General features: G+C 44.6%; 18 protein-coding genes and 1 riboswitch. Of the genes, 10 read left to right on the forward strand and 8 right to left on the reverse strand.

Annotated features, from left to right (window positions below; genetic code table 11):
• Position 1: 1 nt before the first annotated feature.
• A complete protein-coding gene (locus QUF19_RS18580; protein ID WP_004733038.1) occupies positions 2 to 616 on the reverse strand; it encodes a DUF6198 family protein in 615 nt (204 codons plus the stop codon).
• Positions 617 to 1,087: 471 nt separating this feature from the next.
• Positions 1,088 to 1,222, reverse strand: a complete 135-nt coding sequence (locus QUF19_RS26455) for a hypothetical protein (protein WP_353505931.1) — start codon at positions 1,220 to 1,222, stop codon at positions 1,088 to 1,090.
• Between the two features lie 29 nt (positions 1,223 to 1,251).
• Here QUF19_RS26455 and QUF19_RS18590 point away from each other — a divergent pair, with 29 nt between their 5' ends.
• From QUF19_RS18590 to QUF19_RS18600, 3 genes are all read left to right on the forward strand, one after another.
• A complete protein-coding gene (locus tag QUF19_RS18590) occupies positions 1,252 to 2,457 on the forward strand; it encodes an MFS transporter (protein WP_286301980.1) in 1,206 nt (401 codons plus the stop codon).
• 223 nt (positions 2,458 to 2,680) lie between these two features.
• On the forward strand, positions 2,681 to 3,406 hold the full coding sequence (locus QUF19_RS18595) for a sulfite exporter TauE/SafE family protein (RefSeq protein ID WP_192891822.1): 726 nt from the start codon (positions 2,681 to 2,683) through the stop codon (positions 3,404 to 3,406).
• Between the two features lie 67 nt (positions 3,407 to 3,473).
• Positions 3,474 to 3,836: an MmcQ/YjbR family DNA-binding protein gene (locus tag QUF19_RS18600; RefSeq protein ID WP_286301986.1), complete on the forward strand. Its 363-nt coding sequence runs from the start codon at positions 3,474 to 3,476 to the stop codon at positions 3,834 to 3,836.
• A gap of 91 nt (positions 3,837 to 3,927) precedes the next feature.
• Here the strand turns inward: QUF19_RS18600 and QUF19_RS18605 are convergent, their stop codons facing one another.
• Positions 3,928 to 4,671, reverse strand: a complete 744-nt coding sequence (locus tag QUF19_RS18605) for a phosphatase PAP2 family protein (RefSeq protein WP_286301988.1) — start codon at positions 4,669 to 4,671, stop codon at positions 3,928 to 3,930.
• 385 nt (positions 4,672 to 5,056) lie between these two features.
• Positions 5,057 to 5,207: riboswitch (FMN riboswitch) on the forward strand.
• 349 nt (positions 5,208 to 5,556) lie between these two features.
• Between QUF19_RS18605 and ribB the strand changes: the two genes are divergently transcribed.
• Both ribB and QUF19_RS18615 read left to right on the forward strand, forming a co-directional pair.
• Positions 5,557 to 6,213, forward strand: a complete 657-nt coding sequence (gene ribB, locus QUF19_RS18610; RefSeq protein WP_286301990.1) for a 3,4-dihydroxy-2-butanone-4-phosphate synthase — start codon at positions 5,557 to 5,559, stop codon at positions 6,211 to 6,213.
• A gap of 381 nt (positions 6,214 to 6,594) precedes the next feature.
• The gene (locus tag QUF19_RS18615; RefSeq protein WP_286301992.1) at positions 6,595 to 7,443 is read left to right on the forward strand and encodes a hypothetical protein; all 849 of its coding nucleotides are present in this window, start codon (positions 6,595 to 6,597) and stop codon (positions 7,441 to 7,443) included.
• A gap of 137 nt (positions 7,444 to 7,580) precedes the next feature.
• Here the strand turns inward: QUF19_RS18615 and QUF19_RS18620 are convergent, their stop codons facing one another.
• Positions 7,581 to 8,477 carry a LysR family transcriptional regulator gene (locus QUF19_RS18620; RefSeq protein WP_286301995.1) on the reverse strand — a complete coding sequence of 299 codons (897 nt, stop codon included), beginning with the start codon at positions 8,475 to 8,477 and terminating at the stop codon, positions 7,581 to 7,583.
• A 162-nt stretch (positions 8,478 to 8,639) separates the two neighbouring features.
• Between QUF19_RS18620 and QUF19_RS18625 the strand changes: the two genes are divergently transcribed.
• The 3 genes from QUF19_RS18625 (at position 8,640) to QUF19_RS18635 (ending at position 11,463) form a co-directional block, all read left to right on the forward strand.
• On the forward strand, positions 8,640 to 9,278 hold the full coding sequence (locus QUF19_RS18625) for an NAD(P)-dependent oxidoreductase (RefSeq protein WP_286301996.1): 639 nt from the start codon (positions 8,640 to 8,642) through the stop codon (positions 9,276 to 9,278).
• A 248-nt stretch (positions 9,279 to 9,526) separates the two neighbouring features.
• Positions 9,527 to 10,309, forward strand: coding sequence for an SDR family NAD(P)-dependent oxidoreductase (locus tag QUF19_RS18630; protein WP_286301998.1), 783 nt, complete (start codon positions 9,527 to 9,529; stop codon positions 10,307 to 10,309).
• A 158-nt stretch (positions 10,310 to 10,467) separates the two neighbouring features.
• A complete protein-coding gene (locus QUF19_RS18635; protein ID WP_286302000.1) occupies positions 10,468 to 11,463 on the forward strand; it encodes an AraC family transcriptional regulator in 996 nt (331 codons plus the stop codon).
• Positions 11,464 to 11,517: 54 nt separating this feature from the next.
• Here the strand turns inward: QUF19_RS18635 and QUF19_RS18640 are convergent, their stop codons facing one another.
• Both QUF19_RS18640 and QUF19_RS18645 read right to left on the reverse strand, forming a co-directional pair.
• A complete protein-coding gene (locus tag QUF19_RS18640; RefSeq protein ID WP_286302003.1) occupies positions 11,518 to 12,171 on the reverse strand; it encodes a cupin domain-containing protein in 654 nt (217 codons plus the stop codon).
• A 134-nt stretch (positions 12,172 to 12,305) separates the two neighbouring features.
• Positions 12,306 to 13,073 (reverse strand): SDR family NAD(P)-dependent oxidoreductase, encoded by a 768-nt coding sequence (locus QUF19_RS18645; RefSeq protein WP_065206293.1) that lies wholly within the window; start codon positions 13,071 to 13,073, stop codon positions 12,306 to 12,308.
• A 105-nt stretch (positions 13,074 to 13,178) separates the two neighbouring features.
• On the opposite strand from QUF19_RS18645, the gene QUF19_RS18650 reads away from it, so the two are divergent.
• The gene (locus QUF19_RS18650) at positions 13,179 to 13,517 is read left to right on the forward strand and encodes a winged helix-turn-helix transcriptional regulator (RefSeq protein ID WP_004733017.1); all 339 of its coding nucleotides are present in this window, start codon (positions 13,179 to 13,181) and stop codon (positions 13,515 to 13,517) included.
• 77 nt (positions 13,518 to 13,594) lie between these two features.
• On the opposite strand, the gene QUF19_RS18655 is transcribed toward QUF19_RS18650, so the two are convergent.
• Complete coding sequence (locus tag QUF19_RS18655; protein WP_048611619.1) at positions 13,595 to 14,500, reverse strand: LysR family transcriptional regulator; 906 nt, start codon at positions 14,498 to 14,500, stop codon at positions 13,595 to 13,597.
• 250 nt (positions 14,501 to 14,750) lie between these two features.
• On the opposite strand from QUF19_RS18655, the gene QUF19_RS18660 reads away from it, so the two are divergent.
• Positions 14,751 to 15,470 carry an SDR family oxidoreductase gene (locus QUF19_RS18660; RefSeq protein WP_010433036.1) on the forward strand — a complete coding sequence of 240 codons (720 nt, stop codon included), beginning with the start codon at positions 14,751 to 14,753 and terminating at the stop codon, positions 15,468 to 15,470.
• 107 nt (positions 15,471 to 15,577) lie between these two features.
• Here the strand turns inward: QUF19_RS18660 and QUF19_RS18665 are convergent, their stop codons facing one another.
• On the reverse strand, positions 15,578 to 17,386 hold the full coding sequence (locus QUF19_RS18665; protein ID WP_286302031.1) for a choice-of-anchor I family protein: 1,809 nt from the start codon (positions 17,384 to 17,386) through the stop codon (positions 15,578 to 15,580).
• Between the last annotated feature and the right edge of the window lie 104 nt (positions 17,387 to 17,490).

Here is a 17,490-nt window from a genome sequence, read left to right on the forward strand (position 1 = left end):
GCTACGCTGCTTCCGCTTTGACGACCGGTTGATAGCGCCCTGGCTTATGGTTCATCGCTAGAATCAAGTTAGTGACTATCGCACCAAGCACAGACAGTAAGACCAGTGACACATCAACAATAAACAGTGAAAGCACAACAATCGTGCAGTCTAATGCCATCTGAACCTTGCCCGCGCGAATTCCAAAACGTTCTTGTAAGAACAGTGCCAGAATGTTGAAGCCACCTAAGCTCATCTTATGACGGAAGATCACCAGCATGCCGGTACCAATAAGGCCACCGCCAATTAACGCTGCATACAATGCATGAATTTCAGCAATCTGAATCACATGATACAAGTGATCCACGGCGAACGAAACAATCGAAACTGCGATAAACGTATTGATGGTAAAGCGCCATCCCATACGAGCGACCGACAAAATATAGAAAGGTAAGTTAAGTGCGAAGAACACTTGGCCAAAGCTTAAGTCTGTCACTTTGGTAATGAAGATTGCTAGACCAGCCGTGCCTCCGGTGAGCAAACCGACTTGATTGAAAAAGATAACGCCGAGTGAAACTAATGCGCTACCTAAGATCAGTGCCAATAAGTTTTCGCGAAGGTTATGATCTTTATCCATGTGAATGACTCTCCCTGAATCTTTTAACATCGCGTTTCAGTAGTTTGAAACGATTTACGCCCAAATTTACGATGTTTGACAAATAAGTCGAGTGAACAGCCAATGTTACTTAGTGATTAGTTTGTATATTAGTTTTTACAGTTTTGTGAAATCTTCGCTTAAACAGACAGTTATAATCTTGTATTTGGACTTTCATTCTTAATTACCTACTTCTATCTATTAACCAACAAACCTCGAGTTTTCCAAATTATTGGTCACGTTTCGCCCTAAATCTAGCAACGCATAAAACCATGCATAGATCTATGCATAAAACGCATAGACTAAATCACAAATGGTCATTTGATACATACCTCACTCGTCATTATGATGCGCGACTTCTTACAACATTGAGCGCATGTAAACACCTTATGTTTTCACAATCTCTTTTTGCCCAACTGGCCAGAATGACGCTATTTCTCGTCATTAGTTTGGTTATTGTGCATCACAGTCAGCCATTGATTGATCTTCTGGCTCAGCATGCCGTAAGCAGTGGGTGCCACCAGCAGTCAGGGCACGAACATCACCATGAGATGACTGACCAGCACATGTCAGCGCAAGACCACTCACATCACCACCATTAATTTAAGAGTATTAGAATGAGCATTTTCCGTTTTCCTTTACTGGTATGGCTTGGGATCGGCACACTTATTATCAGTCTAGGGATCAGACAATCATTCGGCATTTTCATGATGCCAATTTCAGATCATTTCGGCACGGGTCGAGAGTTTTTCAGCTTCGCTATTGCTCTACAAAACCTGTTGTTCGGTATGTTCCAACCTTTTGTTGGTATGGCTGCTGACAAATGGGGAGCAAGACGCATCATTATTGCTGGCGCATGTGCTTACGGTTTGGGTTTACTTCTTACCTCAATTTCTACCGAATCAAGCATGCTTTACGTTTCATTGGGCGCACTGGTTGGCCTTGGACTAAGTGCAACAAGCTATGTGATTGTGTTAGGCGCAGTAGCAAAAGTAGTACCTGCGGAGCATGCGGCTAAGGCATTTGGTTTAACCACAGCCGCAGGTTCGTTTGGTATGTTCGCGGTGATTCCGGGCGCGCAATACATGTTGAATGAATTCGATTGGCAAAGTGCGATGCAAGTATTTGGCGTGCTTTGTTGTTTGATGATCTCTTTTGCCCTGTTTATGCGAGCGCCGAAATCGACAACCAATAAACAAGTAGAAGACAACCAAACACTAAAAGAAGCGCTGTCTGAAGCATTTGCGAACAAAAGTTATTGGTTAATTCATGCAGGCTTCTTCGTGTGTGGTTTCCACGTGATGTTCATTGCGACGCACTTACCAAGTTACTTAGCCGACAAGAACCTACCCGCGAGCAGCGCAGCAATGGCACTGGCTTATGTGGGTATCTTCAACATCTTCGGGTCTTATTTCTGGGGTGTGATGGGCGACAAGTTCAGCAAGCGTCATGTAATGTCGGCACTGTACTTAGTTCGTACTGTGGTTATTGGTGCGTTTGTGACTCTGCCAGTAACGGAATCAACCGCAGCTATCTTTGGTGCAGCGATTGGTTTCTGTTGGTTGGGTACAGTTCCGTTAACGTCTGGTTTAGTTCGTCAGATCTTTGGTGCTCGTTACCTGTCGACTTTGTACGGCTTGGTTTTCTTTACTCACCAAGTAGGTAGCTTCTTAGGCGCTTGGGTTGGCGGTCGTATTTACGATTACTACGGATCTTACGAGCCAATCTGGTGGTCAACGGTGGTACTGGCATTTGCAGCAGCACTTATCCATTTGCCTATCAATGACAAACCGATTGAGCGACTGAAATTGGCAATGGCTTAACGTTTTATGCTGACTCCCCCACTAGCGTAAGCAATAAGTCGTTCCAATAAAGCGAGTGAGTATTGAAAGGAAGTATCCTGATATGTTCACTCGCTTTTTGTTGGTCGCTATAATCGAAATAATAACTAGCGAAACTTGCATAAACCTCACTGAATAATAAGACTATTTCCATCGTTTTACTTTATAGTATTCGTTCGCTCCTTTAAAACTAATCCGCAGGCTTATGGAATACCTAGATCAGACCGCCCTTATCGCGATGGCACTCATTTTTGTCGGCTCATTTGTGCAAACAGCTATCGGCTTTGGTTTGGCTATTGTAGCTGCCCCGCTGTTGTTTTTAGTCTCACCAGAGTATGTACCCGCGCCTATCTGTCTCGTTGGCCTGTTCATTTCTATATTCAATGCGTTTAAGCACCGAGCAAACATTTCTATCGGCGGATTAAAAATTGCTTTGCTTGGACGTATTCCAGGTTCGATTGCGGGTGGTGCTTTATTAGTGATGGTTTCAACGAGCGTGCTATCACTTTGGTTAGGCTTGTTGGTGGTATTTGCTGTGATTGTCAGCTTGCTGCCGTTTAGGTTAGAGCCAACACCGACCAAGATGGGCATTGCTGGGTTCTTCTCAGGATTTTTTGGCACCAGTTCGGGTATTGGTGGGCCACCGATGGCACTGCTGCTGCAACACCAAGATGCCAATCAACTTCGTGGTAACCTTTCTGCGTTTTTCGTGTTTAGTTCTATCATTTCATTACTGGTACAGATCCCAATTGGCTTCTTCACGATGCACCATTTGATCATCACAATCCCGTTACTTCCTGCGGCTTGGTTGGGTTACAAAGTGGCGTTGATGACCACACAAAGCATTCCTAAAGAGAAGATACGTATCGGTTCTTTATTGCTATGTTCTATCAGTGGCTTTACTGCTATCTGGCAGGGCTTAGCTGGCTAGTTCATAACGAAAATGCTAATAAAGAAATAAGCGCAGATCTAACACCAACCTATTGAAAGGACGCTCTATGACATACGACGAGTTCAATGCATTTTGTGAGTCACAACCTGCCACCAGCTATGTGATGCAGTGGAATAACTCTCACGTTTGGAAAGTGGGTGGGAAAGTGTTTGCGATTGGTGGTTGGGGGCCGAAAGACGAGCCTGCATTTATCTTCAAAGCGTCCGATCAGAATTTCGACTTTCTGAAAGAGGAGCCCGGTTATAAACCTGCTCCCTACTTTGCTTCACGTGGTATGAAATGGATTCAGCTGTTTGAGAGCACACCAGAAAGAGATGAGGAGCTGAGATACTACCTCACTGAGTCACACCGAATTGTGTCTTTAGGGCTAACCAAAAAGAAACGAGCAGAACTCGGTCTCAATCAATAAGGAGACTGTCTGCTTGTCATCGGTTATCCAATACTATATTAGCGCTTTAAAAATGAGACAGATCCTAGAAATTTAATCGGCTCTTAAAAGCTTAAGTCGCTCTTAAGAACTTAGGCAGTAAAGGTTCTATTTTTTGTGTTGGAACCACAGGCACCAATAGATAGATAAGACCGGCAAAAGCGATCGACGCCGCCAAATCTTCAGGTCGATGCATGCCAAGCCAAACACGACTATAAGCAACACCACCAGCCCAAACCAGCAAGCCGCCCACTAAGTAAAAACGTTTCGCTTCTAGGAACAATCCACCAAAGAATGCCAGACACACGCCAACGAAAATCATATGTCCAGATGGGAAAGAATAGTCCGTCTCACCCAACCAATGACGCGTTCGCCACTCGCTCACCTTATCTTGCACAGATGCAATCGCTGCGTTCTTTTCAACCAGAGGCAGTTCATAAAACACTTCTGGCATTTCAACCACTTCTTGTGTCACCAAATACTCAGAATAAGGACGCGGGCTTTCTGTTGAATGCTTTAAGAAGGTTTTCGCTGCAAAGCTAAGCACCAACAATAGGCCAAGCTGCAGACAAAGGCTGACTAGCTTAGCTTTGGAAAATTTCATCGTGAGTAATGCCAAAGACAAAACAGCTAACGTGACCAAGAACCCTTGATTACCCGCCGAGTAAGTCACGAACGTCATGAAGGCCCCATAGAAAGGCAAAACTGCACTTCCAAGGTCAAAGTCTGATCCAAAGATCAAAAAGGGTACGAGAGAATACAAACTTAGAACGAGCAGTAATAAGCCTTTGGATTTGTTAGAGAACAGAGAAGTCATGGCTAAGGTCTTTTGGATAAAGTGGTCGGATGCTATCGCAGCTTAGCATCGCCAACATCAATTTTATGTCAAAACGGTCAGCAAGCCGTCATGGTGTAACAATATTCGATTAATAGACCTATTGAGTATTGATTCGGTGAACTGCCACACCAGCATCAATAATGTTCACCATCCACTTATGTTCATAGAGATAGCAAATACCATTGAAACCAGACGAGGCAAAGGCATCATCCCACTAAAGACTGACTGACGCGTTCTGATGATAAAGTGAACACTTACCGGATTATAAGGCCAGAATCTTAAAAACTTTGCTGTCAGTCCTTTAAATCCACTATTGAAAGGATTACCATCTGGTCTGCTTTCAAAAGCAAAACAGATTATTAATTTTTATTCTCAGGGCGGGGCGAAATTCCCCACCGGCGGTATGTCCTTAGCAAAATCTAAAGATAAGCCCGCGAGCGCTCGATTCGTCGAGGTCAGCAGATCTGGTGAGATGCCAGAGCCGACGGTCATAGTCCGGATGAGAGAGAATGAAAACACACTCGTTTAAGTTGGAAAGGCGTACCCGCGTGAGTTGGGTTCATGTCTCCAACTTAGGCGGGTGCATTTCGTTTTGGATAAAACCATAATGAGCTAATACCAATCACAGTAAATAAATGATCAGAGATAGCGCAGGAAAAACGCTTGAGAACAAGGCAAAATTTTTCGATAAGTAGTTATTCTACAGTCAAAAATTTTAACGCCGTTATCAAGGGTTTTAACCAGCTAGAATGACTAGTTGTTTACTACGATTGGTACAAGCCTCTTGTAATGAGTCGGCTTTGTTGTGCTCGGTTGAGATCCCTCATACAGCCCTGATTCTGGTGATATTTTAGGAGTTTAACCATGAATCAGTCTTCACTACTTGCCGAATTTGGCGAACCAATCACTCGCGTTGAAAACGCACTGCAAGCTCTACGCGAAGGTCGTGGCGTACTTTTACTTGACGATGAAGATCGCGAGAACGAAGGCGACATCATCTACTCTGTAGAACACCTAACAAATGCTCAAATGGCGCTTATGATCCGCGAATGCAGCGGCATTGTGTGCCTATGTCTTACTGACGAGCAAGCAAACCAACTTGAACTTCCACCTATGGTTGTCGATAACAACAGCGCAAACCAAACTGCGTTTACTGTGACTATCGAAGCGAAAGTTGGCGTAACGACAGGTGTTTCTGCCGCTGACCGTGTAACAACGATCAAGACAGCTGCAAACCCAACAGCCAAGGCTACTGACCTTGCTCGCCCTGGCCACGTATTCCCACTGCGTGCTCGCAAAGGTGGTGTACTTGCTCGCCGCGGTCACACAGAAGGCACTGTGGATCTGATGCAAATGGCAGGCCTTCAATCGGCTGGTGTATTGTGTGAAGTAACCAACCCAGACGGCACAATGGCAAAAGCGCCAGAGATCGTGGCTTTCGGTAAACTACACAACATGCCAGTACTGACCATTGAAGATATGGTTATGTACCGCACTGAGTTCGACCTTAAGCTTGCATAACGCTTAATCGCCAGTGTCCAGCGCTGGCGATAATTGGATCGCTAATAAATATTGAAAGGCCTTACTTTTTAATGCTGCTTCTAGTTAATAGCATTAAAGAATTAGGCCTTTTTTATTTCCGTATTTTGAGACGTGCTAGAGATGGATCGCCGAAGTGTCCCTACCTATCGAAACCTCCCCAGCCTAATCACAAGAAAAGCGTAACCTCTCAAAAAATCCTGCAAAATATGAGAAATATTCACTCGAATGGTGAAGTCATGCACCATCATTGATCATCTATAAATAAAGAAAAAACATAAACCACTGAAATATAACACTTATTTATTTTGGCACGGTGTCTGCACTACCACTAAGTAGGTATACACATATTAGGAGTTAAATATGTTTGTAATTATTTCAGTTGGTTTATCCATAGCAGTACTTGCTGCCCTATTTCATTTCTCAAGGAAGAGACAAACGGCGCTATCACACAGGTTTGAAACCTTGGTTCTGCTCAGAGAGTTATTATTGTTATCACGCAAACATCGTGCAGCAACGCATTATGCTCTGGCGTATAAATTGTCTAGCGACTCGATTCGCAAAGTGAATGAGATTTACGACAACATACTTGAAGTGTCTGAACTGCTTCAATCCCATGTGTCGTTCGATAGTCGTCCTATGTATCGCATCTACCACCTCAAACTCATCGCCATGCACAGCGACTGGCAAAACCGTAGCTTGGTGCGTAACCAATCAATTCATGGCAAAACGATTCGTCACAGCATGTTTTTGATGGATGAGGTGATGATCATTTGGTTAATTCAGTCTGAACGAGAAGACATGAGCCGTGAGTACCACATGAACTGGCAACAGATCTTGGATTGCATGGAAATCCTGACCAAGTTACGTATGTGTATACCTGATATGGAGAAGCCTGAGGAGTATGCGAGATTCAAATTCTACGCATCTCAGACACACAGAAAACTCAACCAATTATCGATTATCTGCCCTATTAGTAGTGGATCACCGGTATGCACACGAGCGATGCATGCACTCACAGAGATCGCATCAAGCAACGAAGCGACCCAACCAGCAGATAGCATGTACGAATTAACCAGTGATATCTCTAGCGTCGTGTCGCAAGTCTACGACCAAGTATTATCCGACATTACTGGAAGCTTGTATCAGCCTTTACCAGACACCAACGAAAAGGTGATAAATACCCGATTATCCGTGCATCATTACATGTAAAGACTTCGTGAGAGGAGAGCGTGCTGGAACTCTGAATTATTGAGTTCAAATCCGATATCACCGTTGATATCGGATTTTTGTATTTATATGCTTATGCCTTGTTTACTTGTTTACTTGTGTACTTAGGATATATAGCCTCAAACATCCCCAGACTTAATATCACTAGACCAAGCTTCTGCTGCAAAATCAATGAACTGACGAACAATAGGAAGCTGATAACTGCGAGATAGATACACCGCCCAAAGTACGCTGCTTGGTGAAACAAAATCATCCAAAACTCGTTTCAATTTACCATCCGCAATCAATGGATTCGCTAAGTCACAGGGTAAACGAACTATCCCTTTTCCATGCTGCGCGGCACGAGTTAATACTCCAACATCGTTGGCCTTTATGGTGCCAGACACTTCAACCGAATAATGCTGGTTATCCTTAACGAAATCCCACTTAGAGACACTCAAATGGCGAAAACAATTGTGTTGTCTAAGCGCTTCAACCGTTTCAGGTTCACCGTGTTTGTTTAAGTAGCCTTGTGAGGCGCACACCACCGAATCGATTTCCATTAGCTTTCGGGCAATCAAGCTATCGTGAGGTTGGTCAGTATAACGAAGGGCGATATCGATTCTTTCATCCACCAGCTGCGCAAAACGATCCGACGCAAACAACTCAACCGTGATATTAGGGTGACGCTCAGTGAATTGCTCGACCACATCCAACAGCATGTTCTGAGTTAAACCAATGGGTGCAGCAATTCGAATCACCCCTGAAAGATCGTCGGTTTGATTGAGTGAAGTGACTTCTAGCTCTGCGGTTTCGTGGAGAATTTTTTCGCAGCGCTGCAGAGCAATTTCCCCTGCTGCAGTCAAGCTCACCTTTCGAGTAGTCCTGTGCAATAGCCTCTGCTTTAACCACCCTTCGATCTCTTGAACATGGCGTGAAACCTGTAATCGGCTCATGTCCAAATGCTCAGCTGCCTGAGTGAAACTGGCACAATTCGCAACTTCGACAAAACTGCGCATCGCCGTCAACCTATCCATCACACTCTCCTTGAACTGTTTAGCAGCTAATCGAATCTTATTAGATCACTATATAGATACAATCTACATCATTTTACGATATTTATCGCAACCTAGTGAGCTATTAGACTGCAATGGCTGTCGAGAAAACGACTCAATAAATTAGATAATTGGAGAGACATTATGAAAATTGCAGTATTAGGCGCATCAGGTTGGATTGGTAGTCACATCGCTCAAGAAGCTCAATCTCGTGGTCACGATGTAGTTGCTGTCGTAAGAGATGCAAGCCGCGTAGAAAATAATGATATTGAGGTTCGTTCGTTTGATTTACAAGATGAAGCAGCAAGCCTAGCAAGCGCACTAGCCGGCGTTGATGCAGTAATTACTTCGATTGGCGGACGTGCTCTGGGTAATCACGACATCGTAAAAAACACTGCGACTAAATTGCTGGCAACATTACCAAGTATCGGTATCGAGCGCTTGTTGTGGGTTGGCGGTGCAGGCTCATTAGAAGTCGCACCAAACGTTCCACTAGTGACTGTTCCTGACTTCCCTGCGGATTACAAAAACGAAGCGCTAGCACAAGGCGAAGCACTTGAAGTGTTCAAGCAATCTAATAGCGAAGTTAACTGGACATTCATTAGCCCAGCAGCAGAAATCTTTCCGGGTGAAAAACTGTCAACCTACCGTACTGGTGGAGACCAACTGCTCACCGACGAAGATGGCAACAGCAAAATATCCGTTAGTGACTACGCTATTGCGATGATTGATGAACTTGAAGCTGGTAAGTTCCCACGTCAGCGCATTGGTGTCGCTTACTAGTCGTTTTATTTACTAGTAGCTATTTACTAATATCTGGCTCACTAGCATTACAACTTGCCCTATTGCCGCTTAATTCTACTGGTTAAGCGGCTTTTTCGTTTCCTACAAAAAGTGCCATTATTAAGTTGGCATCTTTTGCTAGCAGCATGTCGTGATGCGCGAGTGCGTGGCGCGATGGGATACCCTACTATTTACCTCGTCAGCAACAATATTCACAACAACAATAATCAAAACAACGAGGAAACCCTATGAACACTTCAAACATCGCTTTAATTACTGGTGCATCAGGTGGTATCGGTCTTGAACTTGCAAAAATTCATGCAAAGAAAGGTGGTGACCTTGTTCTTGTTGCTCGCACACTGCCAAAGCTCGAAGCGTTAAAAGCTGAGATTGAAAGCCAATATAAAGTCTCGGTTCATGTGATTTCTGAAGATCTGAGTGATCCTCAAAGCCCGCAACGAATCTTCGATTTCACAGAAAGTCATGGGCTTGAGATCAGCACCCTGATCAACAACGCAGGTTTCGGTGGCCATGGTTTGTTTCATCAGCGAGCGTTAGACGCCGACTTATCGATGATTCAAGTCAACATCAATGCACTGGTATCACTGACTCACTTATACCTGCAAGGCATGGTTGGTCGTAACCACGGCAAAGTATTGAACGTGTCATCAACCGCTTCTTTTCTACCCGGCCCACTGCAAGCTGTGTACTACGCGACTAAATCATTCGTGACATCCTTCTCTCAAGCCATCGCTCAAGAAGTGGAAAGCAGTAACATCACAGTGACAGCGCTATGCCCAGGAACCGTGAAAACAGGGTTTGTTGAAGCTGGCGACCTGAAAGGTGTCGACGCTTGGAAAAATGCAAAATCAGCAGAGTCAGTCGCTCAAATCGGTTATCAAGCGATGGAAAAAGGCGAATTGGTGGCGTTTAATGAGAAAGGACTTAAATTCATTCTTGAATGGCTTATCCCATTGCTGCCAAGAAAAATGGTGCTGAAAATGTCTCGCCAATCAATGGAAAAGCAGTAAGCCAGCCACGCAGCAACAAACATACTTCGCTCTTGATTGAGAGATGTATGTTTATTGGGTTTAAAAAGGACTTAATCGGTTTAGAAAGTCTGAGCCGATTCAAAGAGCGGAATCGCTTTGAAAGGACTTAAAAGTTAAACCGGTATTAAAGGGTAATTATGAAACGAGCGAAGAAATTCACCTACTCCCCGAGTTGGAGGCTATTACTCTGCGATATGGGCATTGATCCGCTCGCGGTACTCAAGCACGCCAAGTTGCCGATGGAACTGTTCAATCGTCAGAATTTCACCTTAAATCCAAATGAGTACTACCGACTCTGGGATGGCATCGAAGCCGCGTCTGGTGAAAAAGAAGCACCACTATTACTGGCGAAGTACATGACAGTAGAAGCGTTTGATCCACCGATCTTTGCCAGCATTTGCAGCCCAGATTTGAATACCGCACTGCAACGCCTTAGCCAATACAAGCCTTTGATTGGCCCGATGATGTCTGATGTCGAGATTAATTCAAAACAGACCAGCATTACCATCAGTTGTTACGGCTACGACGCGGAGATCCCAAAATATCTTGGAGTGTCTGAGTTAGTCTTCTTTACCCAATTAGCACGCTTGGCGACCAGAGAAAACATCAAGCCAATCGCTATCGAGTTGCCACTGCTGCCTAACAACCTAGAAGATTATAAAACGTACTTTGGTTGCGAGTTGACACACAGCGAGCAGATAAAAATCACCTTCAATGCTAAAGACGCCGCTTTGCCCTTCTTAACCGAAAATGTCTCTATGTGGGCGTTCTTCGAAGAGTCGCTCAATAAAAAGCTGGTTGATTTGGATTCAGAAGCATCAACCTCAGAGCGAGTGAAAGCTGCGCTTTTGGAGTCGTTGCCAAGTGGTGAGAGTTCGATTGAAGGTATCGCGAGTAAACTTGCAATGAGTAAACGCACCCTACAACGCAAACTCACCAATGAAGCAGAGAGCTTTCAAAACCTACTGCAAGAAGTGAGAGGTGAATTAGCTGATCACTATCTGGAGAAATCCACACTGTCACTGGGTGAGATATCGTTCTTACTGGGATTCAAAGAAGCTAACTCGTTTATTCGAGCGTACAGCAATTGGAAAGGGGTATCGCCGGGGATCTACAGAGAACAAATTCATTAAATTGCTCTCTGTTAGTCAGTCTAAACCGCAGCAGTAGTGCCGTTATAATGCGGGTTAGTCGATTGGCAGGTGACCCGTTTTCACTAAGATAATCGTCTCTTCTTCCACATAAGGGAAATGCTCGCTCATGTGAGGGCTACGCATCCATGTGTGTTTTGGATACTCTCCATGTTCATCTTTAAAGGTGCCAGACAACACAAAGATCTCTTCACCACCAAAGTGACGATGCGGCTGAAAACGTTCACCAACTGGCCATTTCACCAAGGCCACATTTTCGTGTTCAAAACCATGCAGTGGCATCACTTGTAAACCACCAATACCCGGAAGCCATTCCGTTTCTAGAGTATTGATGCGCACTTGAGTTAAATCTCTCGCATCAAACTGATTAAGCTTAACCAAGATCGTACAGCCATTTTTGCTTGATGGGGAATGCGCGCTGCCCGGCGGATTGCGGATATAAGTACCCGCAGGGAAATCTCCGGTTTCATCAGAGAAGACACCCTCTAACACGAATATCTCTTCGCCTTGCGGATGCGGGTGCTCAGAAAACGAAGATTCAGGATCGTACTTCACCACGCTGGTCGTGTGACCCGATTCTTTCTCTTCTCTTTCAAGCGGCTTGCGCCAAACCCCTTTAGCTGGGCTTGCAATCCAGTCTAATGATTCGGTTTCAATAACCAGCTTTTTTGAAAAGTCCATGTTAAACATAATGGCGACCTTACTCTTGTTATCGTTTTAATTATTCTTATTATCTTTCTAGCTTTTATTCTACGCGAATACTCATCAAGGAGGCCATCTCGTTGCTATTTTCCTGCGCGACAGCCACCTAAAAAGAATCCTAATTAATTGCGGCCAGCAATCACACCGCCATCAATATCCCAGATCGCACCCGTTACCCAATCTGCACTGTCTGACAGTAAGAAAGAGATGCTATTGGCAATGTCTTTCGGCAAACCGACTCGACCAATAGGGTGGAACGCGTTGAAGCCTTCTAACGCTTGGTCCACTTCTTCCGGTTTGATGAAAGATTCGTAAATCGGCGTTTTAACCACAGCCGGAGACACTGCATTCACGCGAATGTTATGCTCTGCCAATTCCATTGCCATGTGTTGTGTTAATGCGTGCAGACCAGCTTTAGCCATTGAATAGGCAGAAGATGGCGTCGCTTTGATTGCTTGCTTACCCCACATAGAACCAACGTTAACCACACTGCCACCTCCGTTCTTGATCATCAATTTGCTTATCGCTTGAGTGATGAAGAAGGTTGCTTTATTAAGCTGCATGTATTGCTCGTAATCAGATTCTTGGTGCTCAATAAACGCTTTAGGGTTGAAGTAACCAGCCGCATTCACAAGGTAACCAATACCCTCTTCAAGTGACTCTAGATGCGTAATAAGATTCGACACACTCGCATCATCATAAAGGTTAGCTTGCCAGCCTGAAGCGTGACCTAACGATTGCAGTTCTGACACCGCTTTATCTAACTTAGTTGGGTTATTGCCGACAACCAACACATGGATGTTCTGAGCGACTAACTGCTTCGCTGTTTCAAAGCCCATACCACTTGTGCCACCGATTACTACTGCAATACCATTTTTAGTGAAGTTCATTTTGTTATCTCCTAAGTCATGTGAACGTGGTAATCTTAGGCCTTGAACTAACACTATGAATAGTAAGTACAAATCGGTTAGGTAGGTACTTATTGGTACATCTTTATGAAAAATCAGGAAAACTTTTTTTCAAGAAAATCAGCACCAGAGCGTTCAGCTCGCATGGTCGAAACCATCTACGGCTGTAAATGGTCGCTAACGGTTTACCAATTACTGGCAAATGGCATTAATCGCCCCGGTGAAATGGTGCGCTCAGTAGAAGGGCTATCGACCAAGGTGTTGAATGAATGTTTGAAGCGAAATGTAGAGTTTGGGATTTTAGATAAGCAAATGTTCAACGAACTGCCACCAAGAGTTGAGTATCAAGTAACCCCCTTTGGTGAGAAGTTCTTACTGATTTTGGACCAGCTGGAAAACCTACAAAACGAAATCGACGAGATGTAAATTAGAGCCAGTCCAATTATTGTCAAAAAGTGGAAGGCAAAAAACGGAAGACAAAAGAAGGAAGACAGCAAACACGCTTAGCTCACTGGCATTTGCTCAAAACGTCCTTTCACAAAATCAATGAAGGTTCGAATTCGGCTTGGTTGATAGCGGTCTCGATGGTAGATCGCTGAAAAATCGACCTTAGGCACTACCCATTCTTCAAATACTTGCAGCAGTTGCCCGTCGTTCAGTTCTTGTAAGCAATAGATGGTTGGAACACGAATAATTCCGTTGCCTGACTTCGCACCCTGTACCAACACACGGCCATTTTTACATTGCAGCCTGCCCGTCACATGCACATCGACCGTTTTCTTGGTGTCGTCTAGTGCTTGAAAGCTCCACTTGCGCACCGATCCCGTTAAACAATCATGGTGGATCAGATCTTTAGGGTGGTTTGGCTTTCCTTTACGAGCGAAATATTCAGGGCTCGCGAGTGTGCCCATCTCGATGTCCAAAAGCTTTCTTGCGATAAAGCCAGCATCTTCAAGGCTTCCCATGCGAAAAGCGATATCAAACGCATCTTCAATCAGGTCCACTCGGTTACTGCTGAAATCAAGACTGATGCTGATGTCTGGGTAGAGTTGCATGAACTCATTCACTAGATCCGCGATGATCACCTCACCAAGATAACCCCCGACACAGTTTACTTTTATATCGCCACGTACTTCTTCGACATCGTCCACAGCAGCAATCAGAGCTTGGTCTATATTATCTAAGGCTTGTTCACATCTCGCGTACAGATCTTGCCCCGCATGAGTCAGCCTTAAAGTTCGAGTAGTGCGGATAAACAACGTCACTCCCATCTGCTTTTCTAAGCTACTGACTTGGCGTGATACGTGGGAGCGCGACACATCAAGCTCCTCCGCTGCTTTAGTGAAGTTACCTAAACGAGCGATAAGCACGAAAGAACGAATGTCAGACAGGTTAATTTGATTGAGCATGGTTGCCAGCTTACTTGTGAAATTAAAAAGTGGTGAAGCTATAGAGTTATGACGCTATAAAGCTATAAAGTGAACACCCTTATTGTTGCACCACAGCAACAGTGTTTCAAGTAAAGCGCTATATATCAACAATGCTATTTTCCTTAATATACCTCCATCGCAACGAAGCAAGGCAACAAGCACTTGATTCGAATGCACTTAAACAACATGTCGTAGCCAACCGACGCAATAAAAGTACAGAGGAAATAAAATGAAAAAACTAATCGTAATTACAGGTGCAAGCTCTGGTATTGGTGAAGCAATCGCTCGTCGTCTAAGCGATGAAGGTCACCCTCTGCTACTTTTAGCTCGTCGTGTTGACCGCCTTGAAGCGCTGAACCTACCAAACTCTCTATCAGTAAAAGTGGACGTAACAGACAAAGCGTCTTTTGATGCAGCAATCGCACAAGGTGAAGCGAAATTTGGCCCTGTAGACGCGCTTATCAACAACGCTGGTGCAATGCTTCTTGGTCAAATCGATACTCAAGACGCTCAAGAGTGGAAGACAATGTTCGACGTGAACGTGATTGGCCTTCTAAACGGCATGCAATCTGTACTTGCTCCGATGATGGAACGCAACACAGGTACTATCATCAACATCAGCTCTATCGCGGGTAAGAAAACATTCCCAAGCCACGCTGCTTACTGTGGTACTAAGTTCGCGGTACACGCTATCTCTGAGAACGTTCGTGAAGAAGTTGCTGCTTCAAATGTTCGTGTTACTACTATCGCACCGGGTGCTGTTGAGACTGAACTTCTGTCTCACACTACATCTCAAGAGATCAAAGACGGTTACGATTCTTGGAAAGAAGACATGGGCGGTGTATTGGCAGCTGACGATATTGCACGCGCTGTATCATTCGCTTACCAACAACCACAGAACGTATGTATCCGTGAAATCGCACTAGCACCAACTAAGCAACAGCCATAGGCCTTTGCTATCGCTACTAAATCAGCGATGAACTAAAAAAGCGCCACGACTTAACAAGTCGTGGCGCTTTTGTTTTTGTTGAGTCTAGTTACAAGCAGTAATCGTGATTAAAACTCAACGCGGTAAACTGATGTGCTGCCACTTACTTCGTTGCCAACCGCAATAAAATGGTTACCAGAACGAGTGAAATACTTGATCGACTCAGGGCCTAAGTCACCGGCTTTCGAGTTGTAAGTATCGTTGTCGCAATCACCGTCTTCATCAACTTTAGTGCAAACTGGTTGTGTAAAGTCTCGGTTGTTCAAGTAGCTGATGAAACTTGCATTTTTAGGCTGTGTTACATCGTAAACCATGATGCCACCTTGGCGCTCAAGTCCAATAAAGACATACTGCTTACCGTTAATCTCAGCCACTTCGATCGCTTCAGGTTCAACCCCTTTATCATCACTGCGATCGTCACCACTTTGGTTGTTATCGTTGGTGCTGTTGAAGTTTGCAGGATCTTGATCAAGAACGATTCGAGCGAAATCATCGCCGCTATCAAACACTAACTCGCCTGACTCATCCCAGATAGAGAAAGAACGGCTACCAAATGCTTGAACCTTTTGGTCAGCAGCAAGTGTTTCTTGTGGCTTAATCACCTTAAGACGAGCTAGTTGCTTATTGTCTTTGAGTGCTCCAGCCAATGGGTGGTTAGCATCAACATCTAGCTTCTTGCCACGCACTTCATCGACATAAGCGATACAAAAGTCTTTTTCTGTGGTGTAGTTTTCGGTGCCTTGGTAATCGTCACCATCCCACTCAAAGCCTTTGTTATCACACATTTGTTGTGTCGTCTTAATACCATATTCACGGCCATCGCCTTCGTTCGCAGTCACAATGTAGGTGTTACCATCAACACTGTAGCTAGTGATGCTGTCTGGCATGTAAAGCCCTTCCAACATTGCGTAGCTTTGTAGGTTACCTATGTTTTTGTCTTTGTTTGACGCATCTAACTGAGCGGTATCCCAAGGCTTCCCGCCTAGTCCCAGAATCGCATCCACTTCTGCACTCGCCACGTCAATCGCTGCTAATGCATTGTTCTCTTGGAGGGCCACGTAGAGTTTCCCGTTATCCGTAAAGGTTAGATATTCAGGCTCTAGATCTTGAGCAACGGTTGCATTAGGCGCTGAAATTCGAACCTTGTCAGTCAATTCTTCATGGCGAGGCTGGCCTTGATTGAATGCCTTGAAATCGATTTGAGTCACTTTCGCTTGCAAAGGACCATTGGTTAAATCAACCAGCGTCACTGAGCCTTCAGGATCAATGCTGTAATCCGCATTCGGCTCACCTTCGTTTGCAGATGCGATGTAACGGCCGTCCTTAGAAAAGCTCACCATGTCTGGCAATGCACCAGCTGTGTAAGTGGTGATCAGCTCTAATGTATCTGAGCGATAAAGTGCAATGATGCCATTTTGTTGTTTGTCGGCGTTCTCAATTGCGACCGCAACTAAGCCCTGATGAGTCGATACACTGTTCGCCGCACCGATATTAATGCCAGAAGCCGCAGCTGCTGATTGAAGGTCGATAGAGCCTTCAGATGTCGGTGCGCTGTCAGAGTCCATCGATAGCACATCAACTTTCTGGACTTGAGCGTTTACCACATAAAGCTTGTCGGTACATGAATCGTAGCTGACGATTTCGGCTGCAGAAGTATCAAACGGGGCGTCAGCAATAGCACGACCAACCAGACTAATCCCAGTCACAGCAGCATCTGTCTTGTTCGGTTGTTGAATGGATTGGCATTGAAGGCTAAAAGCATCAAGTGACGTTTGAGGTGATGCTGCAGTCGTTGAAGTTGACTGAGAGCACCCAACCAGAGCAGAACTTACCGCGATAGGCAGTAATAAAGTCAGCTTATTAAATTTACGATTCATATATCCTCCATAATTAGAACCGCGATGATAGAGGGCTGTTATGACAGTTATCTTTCTCTTTTATTAACAATAAATGACGACAATCAGTTTGCTTTACCCATAAC

The organism is Vibrio sp. FE10 (genome assembly GCF_030297155.1).
Taxonomy (GTDB): domain Bacteria; phylum Pseudomonadota; class Gammaproteobacteria; order Enterobacterales; family Vibrionaceae; genus Vibrio; species Vibrio apostichopi.